This window comes from Pseudomonas sp. TMW22091, assembly GCF_022496705.1.
GTDB lineage: Bacteria > Pseudomonadota > Gammaproteobacteria > Pseudomonadales > Pseudomonadaceae > Aquipseudomonas > Aquipseudomonas saxonica.
In genome coordinates this window covers 50,458-70,415 of sequence record NZ_SCFI01000015.1, presented here as the reverse complement: position 1 = coordinate 70,415, position 19,958 = coordinate 50,458, and the positions used below count along the sequence as shown (strand labels likewise).

At 57.6% G+C, this 19,958-nt stretch carries 15 protein-coding genes, 1 pseudogene and 1 riboswitch; of the genes and pseudogenes, 9 read left to right on the top strand and 7 right to left on the bottom strand.

What is annotated here, in order from left to right:
• Positions 1-28 precede the first annotated feature (28 nt).
• The 6 genes from EQV93_RS20960 to EQV93_RS20935 form a co-directional block, all read right to left on the bottom strand.
• Positions 29-1,504, bottom strand: a complete 1,476-nt coding sequence (locus tag EQV93_RS20960; protein ID WP_240892376.1) for a mannitol dehydrogenase family protein — start codon at positions 1,502-1,504, stop codon at positions 29-31.
• A gap of 13 nt (positions 1,505-1,517) precedes the next feature.
• Positions 1,518-2,621, bottom strand: coding sequence for an ABC transporter ATP-binding protein (locus EQV93_RS20955; protein ID WP_122782142.1), 1,104 nt, complete (start codon positions 2,619-2,621; stop codon positions 1,518-1,520).
• A gap of 21 nt (positions 2,622-2,642) precedes the next feature.
• A complete protein-coding gene (locus EQV93_RS20950; RefSeq protein WP_122782141.1) occupies positions 2,643-3,476 on the bottom strand; it encodes a carbohydrate ABC transporter permease in 834 nt (277 codons plus the stop codon).
• Between the two features lie 7 nt (positions 3,477-3,483).
• On the bottom strand, positions 3,484-4,410 hold the full coding sequence (locus tag EQV93_RS20945; RefSeq protein WP_122782140.1) for a carbohydrate ABC transporter permease: 927 nt from the start codon (positions 4,408-4,410) through the stop codon (positions 3,484-3,486).
• A 136-nt stretch (positions 4,411-4,546) separates the two neighbouring features.
• On the bottom strand, positions 4,547-5,857 hold the full coding sequence (locus EQV93_RS20940; protein WP_122782139.1) for an ABC transporter substrate-binding protein: 1,311 nt from the start codon (positions 5,855-5,857) through the stop codon (positions 4,547-4,549).
• A 142-nt stretch (positions 5,858-5,999) separates the two neighbouring features.
• Complete coding sequence (locus EQV93_RS20935) at positions 6,000-6,935, bottom strand: AraC family transcriptional regulator (RefSeq protein WP_122782138.1); 936 nt, start codon at positions 6,933-6,935, stop codon at positions 6,000-6,002.
• A gap of 101 nt (positions 6,936-7,036) precedes the next feature.
• Here EQV93_RS20935 and cobF point away from each other — a divergent pair, with 101 nt between their 5' ends.
• The 8 genes and pseudogenes from cobF to EQV93_RS20895 all read left to right on the top strand — a co-directional run bounded on the left by cobF (position 7,037) and on the right by EQV93_RS20895 (position 17,211).
• Entirely contained in the window at positions 7,037-7,783 is a 747-nt protein-coding gene (cobF, locus tag EQV93_RS20930) for a precorrin-6A synthase (deacetylating) (RefSeq protein WP_240892375.1), read from the top strand.
• A 160-nt stretch (positions 7,784-7,943) separates the two neighbouring features.
• The gene (locus tag EQV93_RS20925) at positions 7,944-9,320 is read left to right on the top strand and encodes a hypothetical protein (RefSeq protein ID WP_240892374.1); all 1,377 of its coding nucleotides are present in this window, start codon (positions 7,944-7,946) and stop codon (positions 9,318-9,320) included.
• Positions 9,317-10,063, top strand: coding sequence for a hypothetical protein (locus tag EQV93_RS20920; protein WP_240892373.1), 747 nt, complete (start codon positions 9,317-9,319; stop codon positions 10,061-10,063). The genes EQV93_RS20925 and EQV93_RS20920 overlap by 4 nt, the downstream gene beginning before the upstream one ends.
• 265 nt (positions 10,064-10,328) lie before the next feature.
• Entirely contained in the window at positions 10,329-10,817 is a 489-nt protein-coding gene (locus tag EQV93_RS20915; protein WP_240892372.1) for a cell division protein, read from the top strand.
• A complete protein-coding gene (locus tag EQV93_RS20910) occupies positions 10,810-12,252 on the top strand; it encodes a TIGR01777 family oxidoreductase (RefSeq protein WP_240892371.1) in 1,443 nt (480 codons plus the stop codon). The genes EQV93_RS20915 and EQV93_RS20910 overlap by 8 nt, the downstream gene beginning before the upstream one ends.
• A gap of 9 nt (positions 12,253-12,261) precedes the next feature.
• On the top strand, positions 12,262-14,697 hold the full coding sequence (locus tag EQV93_RS20905) for a PEP-utilizing enzyme (protein ID WP_240892370.1): 2,436 nt from the start codon (positions 12,262-12,264) through the stop codon (positions 14,695-14,697).
• A 286-nt stretch (positions 14,698-14,983) separates the two neighbouring features.
• Positions 14,984-15,121, top strand: a pseudogene (locus EQV93_RS20900) (precorrin-6A synthase (deacetylating)); the annotation flags it as partial.
• Between the two features lie 101 nt (positions 15,122-15,222).
• Positions 15,223-17,211: an acyltransferase family protein gene (locus EQV93_RS20895; RefSeq protein ID WP_240892369.1), complete on the top strand. Its 1,989-nt coding sequence runs from the start codon at positions 15,223-15,225 to the stop codon at positions 17,209-17,211.
• On the opposite strand, the gene EQV93_RS20890 is transcribed toward EQV93_RS20895, so the two are convergent.
• Complete coding sequence (locus EQV93_RS20890) at positions 17,202-18,497, bottom strand: glycosyltransferase (protein WP_240892368.1); 1,296 nt, start codon at positions 18,495-18,497, stop codon at positions 17,202-17,204. The two genes, EQV93_RS20895 and EQV93_RS20890, sit on opposite strands and share 10 nt — an antisense overlap.
• Positions 18,498-18,595: 98 nt before the next feature.
• Positions 18,596-18,794: riboswitch (cobalamin riboswitch) on the top strand.
• Positions 18,795-18,887: 93 nt separating this feature from the next.
• On the opposite strand from EQV93_RS20890, the gene cobW reads away from it, so the two are divergent.
• Positions 18,888-19,958 carry a cobalamin biosynthesis protein CobW gene (gene cobW / locus EQV93_RS20885; protein ID WP_146387646.1) on the top strand — a complete coding sequence of 357 codons (1,071 nt, stop codon included), beginning with the start codon at positions 18,888-18,890 and terminating at the stop codon, positions 19,956-19,958.

Here is a 19,958-nt window from a genome sequence, read left to right as displayed (position 1 = left end):
CTTTGGGAGAGGGCTAGGGTGAGGGGCTTTACAGCCGCACCACCCTCTCAAGCGTTCCACTCACGCCCACCTCCCGCAAACTCTTCACGCCCCACTCAACTGCCGCAGCAAATGCCTGCGACTGCCCGATCACACTGCCAAATATTTCCTCAACGGCCAACAGTCGCGGCACCATCAGTGCCTCATCCGCCACCAACCCTTGGCAAAATTCAGCCCGAGGATCGGGTATCGCATATGTCTGGCCTGTTTCATCAACCCCTTTGAGGTACAGCGCCCACGCCGCAACCACCAGCGCCGCACGCCTCAACTCACCCCCGTCACTAATCAACTGCTCAATGGTTGGCACGGTGAATTTGGGAAACTTGGACGAGCCATCCGAGCACACTCGCTCCAATTGGTCGGCAATGGCCTGATTGGAAAAACGCTCGACCAGCGTGTCCTTATAGATGGTCAGATCAATCCCCGGCACGTCGGCCAGTTGCGGCGTCACATCCTTGTCCATGTACGCACGCATATACGCCACAAACAGCGGGTCATTCATCGTTTCGTGAACGAAGCGATAACCCTTGAGGAACCCCAGGTATGTCAGCGCCAGATGGCTGCCGTTTAGCAGTTTGATTTTCATCGCTTCATAAGGGCTGACGTCATGGGTGAACTGCACGCCGACCGTTTCCCAGGCCGGGCGACCGTTGCAGAAATTATCTTCCAGCACCCACTGAACAAACGGCTCACACACCACGGGCCAGGCGTCGTCGATACCCAACTGGTCGTGCAGTTGCTGACGATGGGCATCACTGGTCATGGGCGTTATGCGGTCAACCATCGCATTGGGAAAGCTCACATGCTCGGCAATCCAGTCATGCAGTTCCACATCCAGCAGGGCGGCAAAGGCCAGCAGCGCTTTGCGCGCCACGCCACCGTTGTGCGGCAGGTTATCGCACGACATCACGGTGAATGCCTGGGTGCCGTCTGCACGTCGCCGGGCGAGGGCGGCGCTGAGTACGCCGAACACACTGGTCGGCGTATCGGGGTGGGCCAGGTCATGCTGAATCTGCGGCAACGAGGCCATAAACTCGCCGTTGCTGTCGTCGATGCAATACCCCCCTTCGGTGATGGTCAACGAGACAATGCGAATGTCAGGGCTGGCCAATTTGTCGATGACCGCGCCAATGCTGTCCTGTGCCAGCAACATGTCGCTGATCGAGCCAATGATGCGGCTTTGGCTGTCGTCGCCGTCGTCCAGTTCAAACAGGGTGTAGAGGTAATCCTGGCCAGCCAGGTCGTCACGGACTTTACGGTCCTCATCGCGCAAGCCAATGCCACAGATGCTCCAGTCCAGGTCGCGGCCAGAATTGAGCAGTTGATCGGTGTAATACGCCTGATGGGCGCGGTGAAAGCCGCCAACGCCGATATGGGCGATGCCGTGCCGGGTGGCCTGAGCCAGGTAAACAGGCTTGGCCACGCGGTCAGTCAGGTGTTCGAGGTTACGACGATTCAGTTTCATGGGGGCTATTCCGTTAGGCAGCAGCGCGCAGTGGACGGGTCATGGCCAGCCCCTCTGCGTCGAAGAGGTGGCAATGCTCACTGTCCAGATGCAACTGCAATTGCTCCCCGTAGCGGCTGGCCATATCACCGCGGATACGCAGGGTCAGTGGCTCGCCACACGCCGTGTTGACGTGGCAAAAGGTGTCGCTGCCCAGCCGTTCACTGACATCGGCGGTGACGGTCAGGGTGCATTCGCCGGGTTTGGCAAGGTTCAGGTGTTCGGGACGAATACCCAGCGTGACCGAACTGCCAAGGCTCAACGAAGGACCGCTCAAGGGCAGCTGGATGCGGGTGCCGGCGTCCAGTTGAACGTCGCAACCCAAGGCATCGATACGGCTGATGGTGCCTTTCAAAAAGCCCATTTTCGGGGTGCCCAGAAAACCTGCCACAAACAGGTTGGCGGGCTGGTGATACAGCTCCAGCGGTGAGCCGACCTGCTCGACTTTGCCCGCATTGAGTACCACCACCTTGTCAGCCAGGGTCATGGCTTCGACCTGATCGTGGGTCACGTAAATCATCGTGGCCTGCAATTCCTGGTGCAAGCGTGCCAATTCCAGACGCATTTGTACCCTCAGGGCGGCATCCAGGTTGGACAGCGGTTCGTCAAACAGGAATATCTTGGGGTTGCGCACAATCGCCCGGCCAATCGCTACCCGTTGGCGCTGCCCGCCGGACAGGTGTTTGGGTTTGCGTTCCAGCAGCGGCGCCAGTTCAAGAATATGGGCGGCTTCATTGACCTTTTTCTCAACCTCGGCCTTGGCCACGCCCGCCAGGTCCAGAGCAAAGGACATGTTTTTGCGCACGGTCATGTGGGGGTACAGCGCGTAAGTCTGGAAGACCATCGCCAGATCGCGCTTGGCCGGAGTGACCTCGGTGATGTCGCGGCCATCCAGCTCGATGGTCCCGGCGGTCACTTCTTCAAGCCCGGCAATCAGGCGCAGCAGGGTGGATTTGCCACAGCCCGACGGACCGACAAAGACCACGAACTCCCGGTCGTTCACTTCAAGGTCAATGCCTTTGATGATCGGGAAGCCTTCAAAACCTTTTTGCAGATTGTTGATTTTCAGATGGGCCATGACGGGCCTCCACTCGATATTTTATTTAACCGCGCCAAAGGACAAGCCGCGTACCAGTTGCTTTTGACTGATCCAGCCGAAAATCAAAATCGGCGCACAGGCCAGCGTCGAGACGGCCGATAATTTGGCCCAGAACAAACCTTCAGGGCTTGAGTAAGAGGCGATCAGAGCGGTCAACGGCGCGGCGTTGGAGGACGTCAGGTTCAGTGACCAAAAGGCTTCGTTCCAGCACAGGATCAATGACAGCAGCAGGGTCGAGGCCAAACCGCCCTTGCTGATGGGCAGCAACACGCGAACCATCTCCTGCCACAGGGTGGCCCCGTCCAGCCGGGCAGCTTCAAGGATGTCTTTGGGAATGTCCTTGAAGTAGGTGTAAATCATCCACACCACAATCGGCAGGTTGATCAGGGTGTAAATGATGATCAGCGCAGTGCGGGTGTCGAGCAGGCCAAAACTCTTGGCCAGCAGGTAGATCGGCATCAGCACGCCCACCGGCGGCAACATTTTGGTGGAGAGCATCCACAGCAACGTGCCCTTGGTGCGCTTGGTTTCGTAGAACGCCATCGAGTACGCGGCCGGGATGGCAATCAGCATGCACAGGGCGGTCGCGGTGAAGGAGATCACCACCGAGTTCCAAGCAAAGCGGAAATAGCCGCTGCGGTCTTCAATGTGAACGTAGTTTTCCAGCGTCGGGGTGAAGATGAACTGTGGCGGTGTGGCAAACGCATCGATCTCGGTTTTGAAACTGGTCAGCACCATCCAGAAAATCGGAAAGAAGATCAGGATTGCGATGGCCCAGGCCAGCGTGCCGAGCAGCACGCTTTGCAGACGACGGGATTGTTGAAGTGTCATCACTGTGCCCTCACGGCTTGTCTGTCAGGTTTTTGCCCAGCATGCGCACCAGCAGGATGGCAGCGATATTGGCGATGACCACGGCAATCAAGCCGCCGGCCGAGGCCATGCCGACATCGAACTGCACCAGCGCCTGGTTGTAGATCAGGTACGCCAGGTTGGTGGAGGCATAGCCGGGGCCACCGTTGGTGGTGGTGAAAATCTCGGCAAAAACCGACAGCAGAAAGATGGTTTCAATCATCACCACCACGGCAATCGGACGCGCCAGATGCGGCAGGGTCAGGTGCCAGAAAATTGCAATGGGGCCGGCGCCGTCCAGCCGCGCGGCTTCCTTCTGTTCCTGGTCGAGGGACTGCATGGCGGTCATCAGAATCAAGATCGCGAACGGCAACCATTGCCACGACACAATGATGATGATCGACAGCAAGGGGTAATGCGCCAGCCAGTCCACCGGCTGGGCACCAAATAGCTTCCACACCGCGGCGAGCACACCGGAGACCGGGTGAAAGATCAGGTTTTTCCAGACCAGTGCGCCCACCGTGGGCATGATGAAGAACGGCGAGATCAGCAATACGCGCACAATCCCGCGGCCCATAAAATCGGTCGCTTCGAGCAAGGCACTGATCAGTACCCCAAGTACCACGCTGATCAGCAACACACTGCCAACCAGCAGCAGAGTGTTGGTAGCGCCGGGCAAAAAGCCTGTGTCGGTCAGGAAGTAGGTGAAGTTTTCCAGCCCGACAAACTCGTTTTCACCGGGGTAGAGCAAGTTGTAGCGGATCAGGGAAAAGTACAGCGTCATGCCTAGCGGCACGATCATCCATAGCAGCAGCAAGGCCACCGACGGTGACACCAGAAACCAGCTGGGATCGAACCGGCGCGGCTTGCGCGTGGGCAGCGATGGCTCAAGTGCAGCGCTAACACTCGATATTGTCATGGTGATTACACCTTAATTGGGGCGTGTCCTGGTGTGGCTGCCGACGGCTGGGAAAAGCTGCGTCGGGGCTTCGAGAAAACGGGTTGCAGAGCAACCCCTCGCAGCCTTCGGCAGCGACTACAGGCGCGGGCCGTGTTTACTTGGGATAGCCCGCGCGTTTCATCTCGCGTTCGGTGGTTTGTTGCGCGGCCGCGAGTGCCTGATCGACGCTGGTCTGCCCGATCAGCGCTGCGCTGAACAACTTGCCAACCTGCGTGCCGATGGCCTGAAACTCGGGAATGGTCACCAGTTGAATGCCCACGTACGGCACAGGCTTAAGCGTCGGGTCTTTAGGGTTAGCGGCTTTGAGCGACTCCAGTGTGACCTTGGCGAAGGGAGCGGCGGCCAGATAGGCGTCGCTGTACGTCGAGGCGCGGGTGCCCGGCGGCACATTGGCAATGCCGTCTTTCTCCGCCACCAGCGCGCCGTATTCCTTGGACGTGGCCCAGGTACTGAACGATTTGGCAGCATCCTTGGCTTTGGATGTGGCGGGAACGGCCAGGGCCCATGAGTACTGCCAGGCACTGCCTTTGTCAGTGACCTGGTGGGGGGCGAAAGCAAAACCGACATGATCGGCGACTTTGCTCTGGGTTTTGTCCGTGACAAACGAACCGGCCACGCTGGCATCGACCCAGATGGCGCATTTACCGCTGTTGAAAAGCGCCAGGTTTTCATTAAAGCCGTTGCTGGTTGCGCCCGGCGGGCCGGACTCTTTCAGGGTATTCACATAAAAGTTCAGGGCGTTCTTCCACTCCGGGCCATCGAACTCGGGCTGCCACTTTTCATTAAACCAGCGGGCGCCGAATGCGTTGGCCAGTGTGGTAATCACTGTAATGTTCTCACCCCAACCCGCTTTGCCGCGCAGGCACAGGCCATATTGCTCCTGCTCCGGTTTGTTCAGCACTTTGGCGAACTGAGCGATCTGCTCCCACGTCGGGTGTTCAGGCATGCTCAGCCCCGCGTCCTTGAACAGGTCGGTGCGGTAGTAGGTCATCGAGCTTTCAGCGTAAAACGGCAGGGCGTAAAGCGTGCCGTTGACCGACAGCCCTTCGCGTACCGCAGGGAACACATCATCAAGGGCATAACTGGCCGGCAGGTCGTTCATCGGCTCAAGCCAACCCTTGGCGCCCCAGAGTGCGGCTTCGTACATACCGATGGTCAATACGTCGAACTGACCGCCTTGCGTGGCAATATCGGTGGTCAGGCGTTGGCGCAGGACATTTTCTTCCAGCACCACCCAGTTGAGCTTGATGTCGGGGTGCTCGCTCTCGAAGGTTTTAGCCAGCTTTTGCATGCGGATCATGTCGCTGTTGTTGACGGTGGCAATGGTCAGGGTCTGTGCCCCCAGACTGATGCCGCTGACAGTCATGCAGGTCGCTACACACAGCGCTTTGACAGGAATATTCATTGAGCACTCCTCTTCATCCGCCGGGGAGGGCATTTGAAGGACGGTTATTGTTTTTATAGCTGCCAGCCTGAGGCTGGCACGTGGGCCGATTACAGCCCGCCAACACCGTCGTGACAAATCATTGGAAGCACTTCAATTGATACTATTTTGCACTGCGCAGGCGAACGCCCGATGGCGACAGGTTTTGCTCGGTCATGCGCTGTTCCGAGAGGCGCCGATAATGTGACGGTGTCATGCCTTTGAGTTGCTGAAAACGGCGGTTGAAATTGGAAATATTGTTGAAGCCGGACTCGAAGCACACGTCTGTCACCGGCTTCTCGCCGTCGGCCAATAGCTCACAGGACTTGCTGATGCGCAGCCGATTAACGAACTCGATAAAGCAGCGACCGGTGGCTTGTTTGAATACACGGGAGAAATAGGTGGGTTTCATGCCCATATAGGCAGCGACCTCTTCAAGCGGCAGTTCGCGGGTGTAGTGGTTAAAAATATACTCCACGGCGCGGTGGGTACGGTCGATGGTGTGCTCGTCGGCCAAATGGTTGGAAGTCAGCCCTGACAGCAAGTGGTAATCGTCGCAATCGGCCAGCCGTTGCAGCAGTATCAGAAAGTGCCCCAGACGAGTGACGCCGCTGGAGTCGGCGATGGCGTGCATCAGTTCTGTCGCCTGGGCTACGGTGTCGCGGCAACGGAACTCGATGCCGTATTGGGCACGCTCCAGCAGCGGCGCCAGGCCTTTGAGTTCAGCAAAGACCCGCGTGGCGCTTTCCAGCAACTCATCGGTGAAGTTGACCAGCATGTCGCGGGTCGGCACCACTTCATGTTCGCCAATCTGGCTGATCCAGTTATGGGGCAGATTGGGCCCGGTGAGAAACAGCGTCTGGGGATGAAAGTTGCCGATATAGTCGCCCACGAAGACTTTGCCGCTGCTGGCGGTGATCAGGTGCAGTTCGTATTCTTTGTGAAAATGCCAGCGCACCAAGGGGCATGGGAAACCATGCTGGCGGTAAATGATCGACAGGCCGTTATGGTCGTCCATCAGTTCATAAGACGGGTCAGTCGCTCGGGCGAGTCGCGTCATGGTTAAGTGCTTACTAGAGTAGTTATGGGCCAGATCATGCCGACTTCACCGGCGTCCTGCCAGCGCCGGTTAACGTTCCTCCACATAAAGAGCACGATTGGATGAAAACACTGCTTTTAATCGGTATCGGCGCAGGCAACCCGGAGCACATCACCGTCCAGGCGATCAATGCGCTGAACCGTGCCTCGGTGTTCTTTATTCTGGACAAGGGCCAGACCACCGAGGACCTGGTCAGGCTGCGGCTGGAGATTTGCCAACGCTATATCGAGGAGCCGAACTACCGCGTGGTGCAGGTCAGTGATCCGCAGCGCGACAGTGCCACGCCGTCGTACACCCAAGGGGTCGAAGACTGGCACGAACAACGGGCAGAAGTGTTTACATGTCTGATCGATGAAGAACTGGCAGAAGGGGAGTGCGGTGCCTTCCTGCTATGGGGCGAGCCGGGCTTATACGACAGCACGTTGCGCATACTGGATCGGGTTCGGGCCAATGGCTGCAGCGATTTTGATTATGAAGTGATTCCTGGCATCAGCAGCGTGCAAGCGCTGGCTGCCCGTCATCGTGTACCGCTCAACGAGATTGGCCAGCCGATTCGTATCACCACGGGGCGGCGCCTGGTGGCCGAGGATCTGGACAATGTAGTGGTGATGCTCGATGCCCACTGTGCGTTTCAGGCGTTTGTCGGTGAAGACGTCGATATTTACTGGGGCGCCTACATTGGCACCGACGATGAAATCCTGATTGCCGGCAAGTTGGCGGACGTGTGTGAAGCGATCAAAACAGCCCGCGAGCAAGCCCGGCAGCGCAAAGGCTGGATTATGGATACTTACCTGCTCAGGCGGCCTTGAAAACTGTCGACCGCCAACAAAGAGGAAGCATCCCTCTCGATTATAGGAAATAGCTGATAGCGACTTAATAAAGTTGGCCGATAAAGTCCGCGCACATTAACGGACCGATCCGCAAAGGTCTTGGTGATATCGGCTTACTTATCGTTAAGGAACGTACGCTATGTACATGCGACTTATTCGTCGAGATGATCGCGAACGGCTGGGTATTGGCTTACACCGGATTGAGTCTCCTTTTTTTGCCCGGTCCAAGGTTGAAAGCGCCTTAAGATCACCTTTCAGCACGCTGAGCTTATTTGACATTGACACCACGTGGCCAAGCGGCCGGCCGCTCACCGATCAAGACATAGTAGAGGCCGTCGAAGAAGGTACGTTCTTGTTGGTGACGGATGATCCTTTTAGTCCGTTGAGTGAAGACACCTTCAATAAGTATTACCACATCACGGGTCGGGGCTGGCCAGCAAGTTCTCATGTTGCTGTTGAGCCTGAGAAACCGACGCCCCCGAAAACAGAGCCTGTTCTCAGACAAAAACCCAGGCCACACCCCGAAGAACCCGGCTTCTATATCGTCATGAAAAGCACCACGGGCGAACAATTGAAAGCGGCATTGTTCGCGGCCCAAGATCCTACCGTAATGAGTAAGTTTGAGGCCTTAAATCCGAACCTTGGCAACATCAACGCGGGGACCCTGATCGTATTAAGCGATCCGAATAACCTGCACTGCACCCGAGAAGAAGCCATCTTGATGCAGGCTGCTGCCAAAACTAATAACGCTATCAAAGAACTCAGCCCGGAAGAAGCTGACTTTATGGTGAAGCACCGTGAAGAGTTCGAATCCTTTTTTGCTCATGCGTCGACGTCCATCGGCATGGGCGAGGCGATGTTTGCCAAAAACCTGGACGATGTGAAACAGCTAATGAAGGATATTGAAGCGCTGCATGTAAGGACATTTGAAGCGAGTGGTGGCCTAAGAACCGCTGAGTTCTTTGCCGAACGTAAGCGTTTGCTGTCACAGCTCAATACGAATCTCACCGCTCTGACCCGCAAAAGTATCGGGTTCCCTGACCACCCTAATCTCAAAAGTGCGCTGGGCATTTCCAGCCGCAGCCTGGTTCATCGCTGGACGTTGGCAGGCGGAGCAGATCAAATTCCCGGATATGCAACGCATATTGAAGGCGTGTCTCGGGCTGCCAAGTATGTGAAGTACGGTGGCTGGATCGGGACCGCGATTGGTGGAGGCGCATCAGTCATGAAGGTTCAGGATGTGTGTGCGGCGGGTGAAGCTCAGGCATGCAAGAAAGTTAAATACACCGAGGCAGGTGGCTTCGCCGGTGGAGTTGCGGGTGGTTTCGCGATGGGGAGTGCGCTGACCGCATCTACTACAGGTGCTATCTGTGTTGGATTAGGTGCGTCGACTGTAGGAGTAGGGGGTGTAGTGTGTGCGCTTGTGGTAGTTGCTGCAGGATCTTTAGGTGCAGGAGTGGTCGGCGGAAAGGCGGGTGAGGAAATTGGCGATATGATTTTCGAGTTAGTGCAATGAGTGCAAGCCCTGAGAATATTTTGATTTTGTGTACAGGACTGTTGATTTTTACGGGCTATATGACTTTCCTTGTGATCGCGCTTTATGTGGCTTATACAAAACTTGATGCACTGTTGGGTTATTTTCAAAATTCGCCTGCTGTGATGATTAGGGCATCTTTCAAAAATAGTGGGCCATGGGGGCGACTATTTGTGCTCGGTGCAATAGTGGGCGTTATTAAAACGCCTGGTTTGTATCTTCCCGATGGAGGGGTTAGCGCTGAGGATATTGCTCGTTTCCCACAGGATCTTAGAAAAAGGTTGCTCCTGCTTAATAGAGTGGGTGGAGGTTTTATTTGGGCTTTGATGACCTATTCCGCTTTCTTGCTCGTGGACTGGTCAACAATGGGTGTCATTCGATTAACGATTGTGGTCGCAACCCTTGTCGTATTGTGTGCCTGGGGTTTTCTGTGTGTTTATCTAGGCAGCACTCAGATTAATCATATAGCTGGCATCTTCAAGCACAGTGAATCAATACAATCTCGGTTAAAGCTTGATGCGGGCGGCTACTTTGGGAAGGGTTTATTTATCGTCGCGGCCTCGGTCATTGTGGTGTGTAGCCCGGTCTTTATAAAACGTGGCACACTTGATGTTAATGACTATAGGGGTATACCTGGCGGGCTTAAGTTAACGCTTTATGGGGTGTTTTTTATGACGGTGTGCCTAATGGTTACCTTATGTGTGCTCTATCTATTTCGTAGGTGAGAATTTACATAAACTGTGGTCTTCACTATCCGTACCACTCCATTTTGAAAAGTGCACTTGGGATAAAATCAATAGCCGATCATGCAGTCCTTGTGTCCTTCTGCAGCGAGCTGACCGCATAGGGAGCCATTTCGCCCCCAGCTGGAACCGACCCGATTAATGTGAGATCACGGGTAGCGTCAGTTGCAGTTAATCTGAGTCGAAAATCGCGTTGATTGCGAGCACGGCCGTTTTCGATCGCAAGCCCTTACACTTAGGAAACGGTATGCCAGCCCCATCAAACGCCCTTCGCTCTGCACTAGTACTTTGGTTGTACGCCGCGGCCCTAGTGCATCTACTAGTCAGCCTCGCGCTGACCTGGGCCGGCCATTCGGGGTTACTCGACGGTTACCTACAAACCATCGAACAAGTCTTCTGGGCAATCGACGCCGTCCCCATCGCCGCCCGCGCCCAACAAGTCTGGTGGGTCGCCTTATTCGGCGCCACGCTGCAAAGCTACTCCCTCTACATGCTCGCCCTCGTGCGCATGGGCCATCGACTGAGAAGTCCCATGGCCTGGGGCTGGTTAATCGCCGGCATCGTGCTGTGGGCGCCGCAAGACATGTGGGTCTCCGCCCAGGCTCGTGTCTGGTCACACCTGTGGTTCGACAGCCTCGCGCTGCTCACCCTGCTGCCGCCGCTGATCTGGCTCTATCGCCATGACCGCCGCACCGCCCCTTCAAACAACACGCCGAGTGACGCCAACCATGTCTGATTTTTCTCTCCTGGATTGGGCGGTCGCGCTGCTTATTGCCCAAGCCATTCTCGGGGCGCTGGATACCCTCTATCACCACGAACTCACTGTCGCGTTGCCTTATCGGCACAGCGCTCGGCTGGAGTTGTCGATCCACGCACTGCGGTCGTGTTTCTACGGGATTCTGTTTCTGGGAATGGCGCATCTGGCGTTTCAGGGTGCGTGGGCGATTGTGATTGCGTTGCTGTTCGCACTGGAGATCGGCCTGACTCTGTGGGATTTCGTGGTCGAGGATCGCAGCCGCAAACTGCCAGCCATCGAGCGGATCATGCACACCGTGCTGGCGGTGAATGGCGGGGCGTTTTTTGCCTTGTACGGGGTGCAACTGGCGCAGTGGGCGAGTCTGCCGACGGGCCTGAGCGCGATCGATTTCGGCTGGCGCGGCTGGTTGCTGACGTTGTTCGCTGTCGGCGTGACGGCCTCGGGCATTCGCGATGGATTGGCGGCGCTGCGCATGCAGCGCGAAGGCAAGCCGTCGAACCCGTTCGCGGGCGGCGCTTATAAGCGCGTGCTGGTGACCGGTGGCACCGGGTTTATCGGTGAAATGCTGGTCAATCAATTGCTCGACGCCGGTCACACCGTCAGCGTGCTGGCTCGCGATCCGCTGAAAGCGGCGTACCTGTTTGATGGCCGCGCCCGGTGCCTGCGTTCGCTGAGCAAACTGGGCTACAACGAAACCTTCGACGTGGTGATCAATTTGGCCGGTGCGCCGGTGGCGGGGCCACGCTGGAGTGCCAAGCGCCAGGCGCAACTGATCGCCAGTCGGGTTAACACCACTGAAACATTGATCAACTGGCTGAAGAACGTCCGGCGTAAACCGGCGCTGTGGGTTCAGGCCTCGGCCATTGGTTTTTACGGCGTGCGCGATGCTAGCGAAAGTCTTGATGAACGCGCCAGCAAGGGTGACGGATTCATGGCTGAGTTGTGCGCAAAATGGGAAGCCGCCGCGCAACCGGCCATCGAATTCGGCGTGCGTCAGGTGGTGCTGCGTCTGGGGGTGGTGTTCGGCCCCGGCGGCGCGTTGTTGCCGTTGCTGATTCCGTTCCGCCTGGGGTTTGGCGGGCGGATGGGCGATGGCCAACAGATCATGAGCTGGGTGCACCGCGATGATGTGATTCAAGTGATCGCCCGCGCATTCGCCGACGACAACCTGAGCGGCACCTACAACTTGGTGGCGCCGGACGCGGTCAGTCAGGCGGTGTTCGCCGAGCGTGTCGGTAAAGTCTTGAAGCGCCCGGTGTGGTTCCACATTCCGGCCACGCCGGTACGCGCACTGGCCGGAGAAATGGCGCAGTTGTTCTTCGACGGTCAGCGCGTTGTGCCCAGCCGTCTGACCGAGGCGGGTTACACGTTCCGTTACCCGACCCTCGACGCTGCCCTGCGCGATCTAGCTTGAGGACAACCCATGAGCAAGCCCCTGATGTACCTGCTGGCCGGCAACGGTGGTGCCGCCGATTGGTGGGATGACGCGTTGCCGCACTTTCAGCGCTATCAGGTGGTACCACTGGAACTACCAGGCTTCGGCAATAATCCTCAAGCCCCGTGTGAAGACCTTGCCGCCTACGCTCAGGCCCTGGTGACGGCGACCGTCAAAGGCAGCGCGATCATGGCGGTCGGGGTGAATGCGTTGCTGGTGTTGCATGCGCTACAACGTGAGCCGGGTCACTTTTGCCGCAGTGTTTTGTTGGCGCCGGTGGGGGCGTTTTTGTGGCAACGACGGCTGCCGGCATTGATGTCGCCGCTGCCCATTCGCAAAACCATTCACTGGCTGCTGTCGAACAAGTCCGCGCTGTTTGCGCACAAGTTTTCCAACCAGACCTGGACGCCCGCGCAGTACCAGCGCATGGGCGCCGGCTATGCACGCTGCCGCGCATTTGTGCCGCACTGGGACCTGGTGCGGGCGGACACCGCGTTGCCATTGCTGGAGTGGATCACCGATCCGGTCGAGTTGGTCTGGGGCGATCAGGACAATGTGCTGGGCATCGAGCAGGCTGCCGCTTGGTCGGCGATTCTGGCTCGCGCTGATCTGACTATCAGCCTGAAAACCGGTTGGGGGCATTACCCATGGATCGATTCGCCGGCCGAGTTCGCTGAGTGGCTGGAGTCGGGTGAATGCGGATTCGTCGCTCACACCAAGGGTGGTCGGTTGCGTCTGGCCGAGTTGGCCGGGCAAGCGGTGCCGCCCGCGCTGTCACTCAATGACTGCGATGATTCACGCTTGCCGGCGTTCCTCGCCAGCCAACCGGGCGTCACGTGGGCGGTGCGTTCCTCCAGTTACGGCGAGGATCAGGCCGATGCGGCGAATGCGGGTTTGAGCACTACGTTCCTGCGAGAATCGACTTCGAACGTGCCGGCTCGTATTACCGAATTGAGCGCCGCGGGTGTTGAAGAAGTGGTGGTGCAGCGTTTCATCACACCGCAGCTGTCCGGCATCGCTTTCGTTCGTCACCTGTCGGTGGAACTGGAATGGGTGCAAGGGCATCTTGAGTCACTGGCCGATGGTCAGGTGAGTCCCGAGCGTGCAATCATTTCCCGCCTCGGCGCCTCCTGGAGCAGCGACACCTTCAAGCCTTCACTCGGCTTGACCGCTGACCTGTTGTGGCGCTTTCTGCAAGACGTTTTGCGGGTCTTTCACTATGTGCCTGGCGACGTTGAATGGGCCTGGGACGGTACGAAGCTGTGGCTGTTGCAATACCGGCCGATCAGCGACTACGGTTGGCGTCGTCACCTGACGGCCGCCAACATCGCAGAAATCCTGCCACCACAACCGAGCGTTTTCGTGGAGTACGCCCAGCGACGTGCGGCGGCGAGTATTCCGGCGATCATGGCGCGTTGGGATTCGCGGGTGTTGCAGGATAACGAACCGTTCACCGCTGTGTTTGACGGCGCGTCGTACATCAACAATGATCTGTTTCTCGCCCGATTGGCCGACTGGGGGATCTCTGCCAGCAGCTACGCCGGTGAAGTCGGCGGCGCGACCCCGCATCTACCTTGGCGACCGCTGCGAATGCTGCGCTCGCTGCCGTTGTTCCTGCGTATGCAGCGTATCGCGCGCGGGCATTTGCTGACGTTAGAAAAGCGCTTGCGCCGTTTTGACGATGAACTGTCCGAGCTGATCGCCCAAGGCGCTGACGGCCAACAACTGGCCGACTGGTTCACCCGGTTTTATGTGTTCGTGGTGCAAGGCAACTTGTGCATCGCCACCTCACTGGCCAGCAGCGGCGGCGACCTGCTGGGCCGGCCGCCGACGGCTTATGACGACCTTGATAACAGCCCGCATCGACTGCCCTGGGAAACCGATCCGGCCAAGCCGCGCCCGGCCCCAACGGATCTGCCATTACAGGCCTTCCCCCAATGGCCGGGGTTTATCCGCTTAGCCCATTCGGCCGGCTTGCCGGGCCTGCGTGGTTACTACCTTCAAGTGCGCGAATGGTATCGCGACAACCTGATGCGGATCTTTTTTCGCCTGCACCACGCCATGCCGATGGCGGATCGAGCGCATTGGTTTGCGCCTCATCCAGACATTCGCAGCCGCGACGGCAGCTTCTGGCAGGACGGTCGCGAAGGCACCGAACAAGCCACCGGTTTCATGATCTATCCGGGGCAGGTGCAAGGGGTTCTGGGCGACGACATTTTACTCGAAGACACCCTCGATCCGGGGCAACATGCACACTACCAAGCGGCGCGGGCGGTGATTGCGCGGATGGGCGGGCGCTTGTCCCACGGCTCGACGTTGTTGCGCGAGTTGCGAAAACCTTCAGCGATACTGCCTCAAGTAGATGTGGCGTGGTTAGGGTGTGAGGTGCTTTATCGCGATGGTGAGTTGACGTTGGTGAAGTAGGGGGCTATCCGTCCGAGCATCACGCATTGCGTAACTAAACCGGTTGCCACTTATGTGGCAGCAGCTGCGCAATATCACTCGACCGCTGCTCTCGGTACCGGCACGCATGGCGATCCTGACGTTAAGGGTAATTGCGTCCGCACAAAAGGTGGACACAATCAACTCAAGCGACGGTGTCAGGAAGGTTTGCCTGGACGGTTACAGAGCTAGGGCAAAGCCTTTGGAATCTGGCATCACGCACACGCGATGACGGACAAGACCGAATCTATGCAGTGCTTAATCAAATGGCACCGACGATGAAATCCTGATTGCCGGCAAGTTGGCGGACGTGTGTGAAGCGATCAAAACAGCCCGTGAGCAAGGCCGTCAGCGCAAAGGCTGGATGATGGATACCTACCTACTGCGGCGCCGGCGAGCAGTTTGACTTATCTCCTACAAACTAATCAGACCCTAATGACGGTGCTGATTCAAAAAAAGGCATAGCTTTCGTTTTCCGTATCCGCATTGAAAAACGGAAAACATCTTATGCAACGTACCTCTGTGACTTATGTGCCGGCAATAGACGGGCTGCGTGCCATCGCGGTGCTTGCAGTCATCGTGTTTCACGCCGGCTTCCTCGATTTCCTGCCGGGCGGCTTTACCGGCGTTGATCTTTTTTTTGTCATCTCCGGTTATGTCATCAGCCAGTCGCTTGCAGAGCGCAGGCATTTGAAATTCGGCGAGTATCTGCGCGACTTTTACCGCAGGCGCTGCCTGCGCATATTGCCTGCGTTACTGGTCATGCTGTTGACCAGTTTCGTGCTGTCAGCGCTGTTTATGCCGCAGTTCTGGCTCAGCGACCAGATTAACTACACAGGGTTCGCTGTCTTTGCGGGTATCAGCAACGTGGTGCTGGCCCGCCATGGCAATGCTTACTTTTCGCCGGGCACCGAGCTCAACCCTTATACACACACATGGTCACTTGGCGTTGAGGAACAGTTCTATGTGGTGTTCCCCGTGCTGTTTTTCCTGTGGCTTCGCTATAGAAATAAGACGCCTGTGGTGTGGACTCTTCTACCGGCTCTGGCCATTGCCTCTCTCATCATCTGTGCCATCCAGACCCCGGCAGACGCGCATTCAGCCTTTTATCTGTTGCCCGGCCGTTTTTGGGAGCTGGCCGCCGGGGCCATGCTTTATCAAGGGATTGAAGCCTGGCGCGGCACGCTGCGCTCCAGTGGTATCGTCAATGCCATGCTGCTGTGCGGGCTGGGCTTGCTTGCCAGCGGTTTTATATTGGCCACACCCCTTCATTTTCCATTCCCGATGGCCATTGTCACGGTATTGGGCGCGGTGTTGACGATAGCCGGGCTTGCACTGCCTGCACCCGAGTACACCTCGACCCTGCAGCGCCTGCTGCAAGTGCCGTGGTTGACGTATATGGGACGCTTGTCTTTCTCACTTTATCTGTGGCACTGGCCCGTGCTCGTGTTATTGAGATGGACCACCGGGACGCAGCTTGTTGTTGTTCAACTCCTTTATCCGTTGGTGGTTTTTGTACTGGCCGCAGTGTCTTATCACTGGATCGAGCTACCCGTGCGCACTGCCAGCTGTCTCTGGTTGCGCACGCCGTGGCGGACTTTCGGGCTTGCCCTGTGCACCCTTGTCCTGTTCGGCGGCAGCGCGTTTTGGGTCACGCATAACACAGAGCGGCTGTCCTTGAGCCAGACCCGCGACACCTATACCTGGTATGCCTATAAGCATTACCCGCGAGAGCCCTTTAACAGAATAAATGACGCCCGGGTGCGTGGGCGTCAGCTGTTTGTGATTGGGGATTCCCATGCATCGGCCTATCGCACTCTGCTCAATAATGTCGCCATCAAGCTGGGCATTAAAGTGGTGGTGTACGAGCAGGGCGGCTGTGGTGTGGTGACCCTGCAGGATGCCGACCCGGCCAACTGTGCCCGCGGTCGTGAAGCGGACTTCAAGGATATTGAAGCCCGGGCCAAGCCGGGAGACATTGTTTTTTTGGCGTCACTGCGGATGCCGGAACTGCAAGACCGGGACTGGGCCCTTGGCCAGACCGCGGTCATCAGTCAGATGCTGAAGGAGCAAACCCCTGCGAGGCTTGCCGCCGCAAAAACTTCTGCTGAAGCCGATTTGGCAAGGTTAGAGGCCATCAATGTACATGTCCTGATAGATGCGCCAAAACCCCTGTTCAAATCACCGCCCAATCGCTGTTCTGACTGGTTCAACCGCATGAATCCGGTGTGCTCTCAAGGCATGACGGTAGGACGTGAACCTCTTTTACGTTTACGTGAAGCGCAAATGAAGCTTTTGGCGGCGTTAACGCGTGAGCATCCGGGCCTGACAGTCTGGGACCCATTCCCTTTGCTGTGCCCGGGTACTCAGTGTTCGGCCTTTGATCCATTGGGCAAGCCGATGTTTTTCGACTCCAATCATCTCAGCGGTAATGGAAACCGCGTGCTTGAGCCTTCCTTCACTCAAGTGTTGCTGCACATCTGGGATCAATCCTGAAGGCGGTTTTTGGCTTCGATCCACTGCGACATGTATTGCGTACTTTTATGCTGGTGGTGTCGCAGCATGGCCCCGGTGAAGTTGTTGCGCCGGTGCTGTTCAAGCTCGGCGCGGCAGGCTTTGATGCGTTCAACCAGCGCCGGGCCGTGGCTCGACTGCAAGTACCGCTCAGCCAGCAGCTTCTGCCCGTGTTGTTGGGCCTGCTGCCAGGCCTGCGGGTTTTGGTAGAGGTCAACCGCGGCGGCAGCAATCGCGCTGGCGCTCTGTTCAATGGCCCCGGCCCACGGCAAGTCGCCGTGCATGCCTTCAGCGCCGACCGGCGTGGTCACATTGGGTGTGCCGCAGAGCATGGCATCGGCAATTTTGCCTTTGATCCCTGCGCCAAACCGCAACGGCGCCATGCAAACGCGGGCGTTACTCATGACGGCCAGCGCATCTTCGGCCCAGTTGAGCACGTGAAACCCTTGGGCCGGGTTGTGCAGGGCGGTGGCTTTGGGTGGGGTGTAGGCACCATAGACATGCAGTTGCGCGGTGGGCAGTTGCTGGCGAATCAAGGGCCAGATATGGGTCTTCATCCATAACACCGCGTCCCAGTTCGGCGCGTGGCGGAAGTTGCCAATACTCAGGAAGTGCTGACGCTGTTCATAGGGCACGTAGGTCTGCGGCACGTGGTCGACCATCAGCGGGCACCAGTGCAACAATGCTTTGGGGACGTTGAAGTGCTCCACCAGCAAGTCGATTTCGTACTCGGAAATCATCAGGTTGAGGTCGCTGCGGTAAATCGCGGCCACTTCTCGCTGGGCCAGATCCGCATCCGCTATGTGCTCATAGGTTTCGCGGGGGGCCGGGGCGAACAGGCTGCTGAAGTCATCTTGCTCGGGATTGTGCTTGAGCCGTGCCTTGAGCTGTTGCTGGCGGGCGTCACGCAGGCTTTGCAGGTCGGAGGTTTCAAGCACGCGCAATGCACCCGGGCAGTGTTTCTCGACCCTCCAGCCAAACTGCTCTTCCATCATGAAACGGTCGAACAGCACGATGTCGGGGGCCAGTTCAGTGATAAAAGCGTCAAAGCTGCTGTTATTCAGCTCGATGTTCACTTCATCGATGCCCAGTGTGGCCAGATCGGCCTTGTGTTCACCAATCCCTGCCGGGCTGCTGAAGGTGATGTGCCAGCCTTCCTGCAAAAAGCTCTCGATAATCTGCATCATGTGCCCACCCGCCGCCGAGGAGCGTGGTTCGGGCCACACGTAGCCAATGATCAGGACGCGGGTTTGCGGGGTGGACGGCATGGACAGATCCTTGAAGCGCAGAGGACGAAAAAAGGCGGCAATTAGAACACAACGCGCCCCTCGATACCGACTGGCATTGACCTGTTACATGGCACTGCGTAGCCTTGCGCTTTCGAGGTTCTTCGCACTGCGAAGCTAAGAAGGGAACGCGGTATGCCGCGGCTGCCCCCGCAACTGTAAACGGTCGATTACTGTGCAATGCCACTGCGTCATACGCGGGAAGGCGCAGAGTAGGGCTCAGCCTTTGGCTGACGCCCAGCCGTAAGCCAGGAGACCTGCCTCGTGACAGATTTTTACTTCAACCGGGCGGGGTGATCCGGTGGCGAAAACCCGTGTGCCCAGGCCCGCGATGTCGTCCCGTATGCCCGCCGCTTTGCCAAAGGGCATCCGATGAAAACACTGGCCAAAACTCCCGTCACGATCGTCACCGGCTTTCTCGGCTCGGGCAAAACCACCTTGCTGCGCCATATGCTGGACAACGCTCAAGGCCGTCGCATTGCCGTGATCGTCAATGAATTCGGCGAGTTGGGCATCGACGGTGAAATCCTCAAGCAATGCTCCATCGGTTGTACCGAAGAAGAGGCCAACGGTCGGGTCTATGAACTGGCCAACGGTTGCTTGTGCTGCACCGTGCAGGAAGAGTTCTTCCCGGTGATGCGCGAGCTGGTTGCCCGCCGTGGGGATATCGACCATATCCTGATCGAAACCTCTGGCCTGGCCCTGCCAAAACCTTTGGTGCAAGCCTTCCAGTGGCCGGAAATCCGCAGCGCCTGCACGGTAGATGCCGTGATCACCGTGGTCGACAGCCCGGCCGTGGCGGCCGGTACATTCGCGGCCTTCCCGGATCAAGTCGATGCCCAGCGCAAACTTGACCCAAATCTTGACCACGAATCGCCTCTGCACGAACTGTTTGCTGACCAACTGGCCAGTGCTGACCTGGTGATCCTCAACAAGGCCGATCTGATCAGCCCTGAAGACCTGGCCAAGGTGCGCGCCGAAGTCGCTGAAGAACTGCCACCGGCGGTTAAAATCATTGAGGCCAGCAGCGGTCGCTTGCCACTGGATGTATTGCTGGGGCTGGGCGCGGGTTCTGAAGACCATATTGATGGCCGTCACAGCCACCATGACCATCATCACGATGGCGATGATGACCACGACGATCACGACCACGATGCGTTTGATTCCATCTCCATCGAACTGCCGCAAGCCGAAGAGCGCCTGTTGATGGACGCCTTGACCGCGCTGGTGGTTAAGCACGGCATTCTGCGGGTCAAGGGTTTCGCCGCGATCCCGGGCAAGCCGATGCGGTTGCTGATTCAGGGCGTGGGCACACGTTTTGACAAACACTTCGACCGTGCCTGGGGCGCCGATGAGGCGCGCAACACCAAGCTGGTATTGATCGGTCAAGACCTTGACGCCGCATTGCTCGAATCCACCTTGCGTACAGCGTTGAGCGTATAA

Coding starts and splice junctions, on each gene's coding strand:
- EQV93_RS20910 (WP_240892371.1), top strand. CDS start 10,810: ATGTCTGATTTTTCTCTCCTGGATTGGGCGGTCGCGCTGCTTATTGCC.
- EQV93_RS20960 (WP_240892376.1), bottom strand. CDS start 1,504: ATGAAACTGAATCGTCGTAACCTCGAACACCTGACTGACCGCGTGGCC.
- cobW (WP_146387646.1), top strand. CDS start 18,888: ATGAAAACACTGGCCAAAACTCCCGTCACGATCGTCACCGGCTTTCTC.
- EQV93_RS20935 (WP_122782138.1), bottom strand. CDS start 6,935: ATGACGCGACTCGCCCGAGCGACTGACCCGTCTTATGAACTGATGGAC.
- EQV93_RS20895 (WP_240892369.1), top strand. CDS start 15,223: ATGCAACGTACCTCTGTGACTTATGTGCCGGCAATAGACGGGCTGCGT.
- EQV93_RS20915 (WP_240892372.1), top strand. CDS start 10,329: ATGCCAGCCCCATCAAACGCCCTTCGCTCTGCACTAGTACTTTGGTTG.
- EQV93_RS20940 (WP_122782139.1), bottom strand. CDS start 5,857: ATGAATATTCCTGTCAAAGCGCTGTGTGTAGCGACCTGCATGACTGTC.
- EQV93_RS20920 (WP_240892373.1), top strand. CDS start 9,317: ATGAGTGCAAGCCCTGAGAATATTTTGATTTTGTGTACAGGACTGTTG.
- EQV93_RS20955 (WP_122782142.1), bottom strand. CDS start 2,621: ATGGCCCATCTGAAAATCAACAATCTGCAAAAAGGTTTTGAAGGCTTC.
- EQV93_RS20905 (WP_240892370.1), top strand. CDS start 12,262: ATGAGCAAGCCCCTGATGTACCTGCTGGCCGGCAACGGTGGTGCCGCC.
- cobF (WP_240892375.1), top strand. CDS start 7,037: ATGAAAACACTGCTTTTAATCGGTATCGGCGCAGGCAACCCGGAGCAC.
- EQV93_RS20945 (WP_122782140.1), bottom strand. CDS start 4,410: ATGACAATATCGAGTGTTAGCGCTGCACTTGAGCCATCGCTGCCCACG.
- EQV93_RS20890 (WP_240892368.1), bottom strand. CDS start 18,497: ATGCCGTCCACCCCGCAAACCCGCGTCCTGATCATTGGCTACGTGTGG.
- EQV93_RS20925 (WP_240892374.1), top strand. CDS start 7,944: ATGTACATGCGACTTATTCGTCGAGATGATCGCGAACGGCTGGGTATT.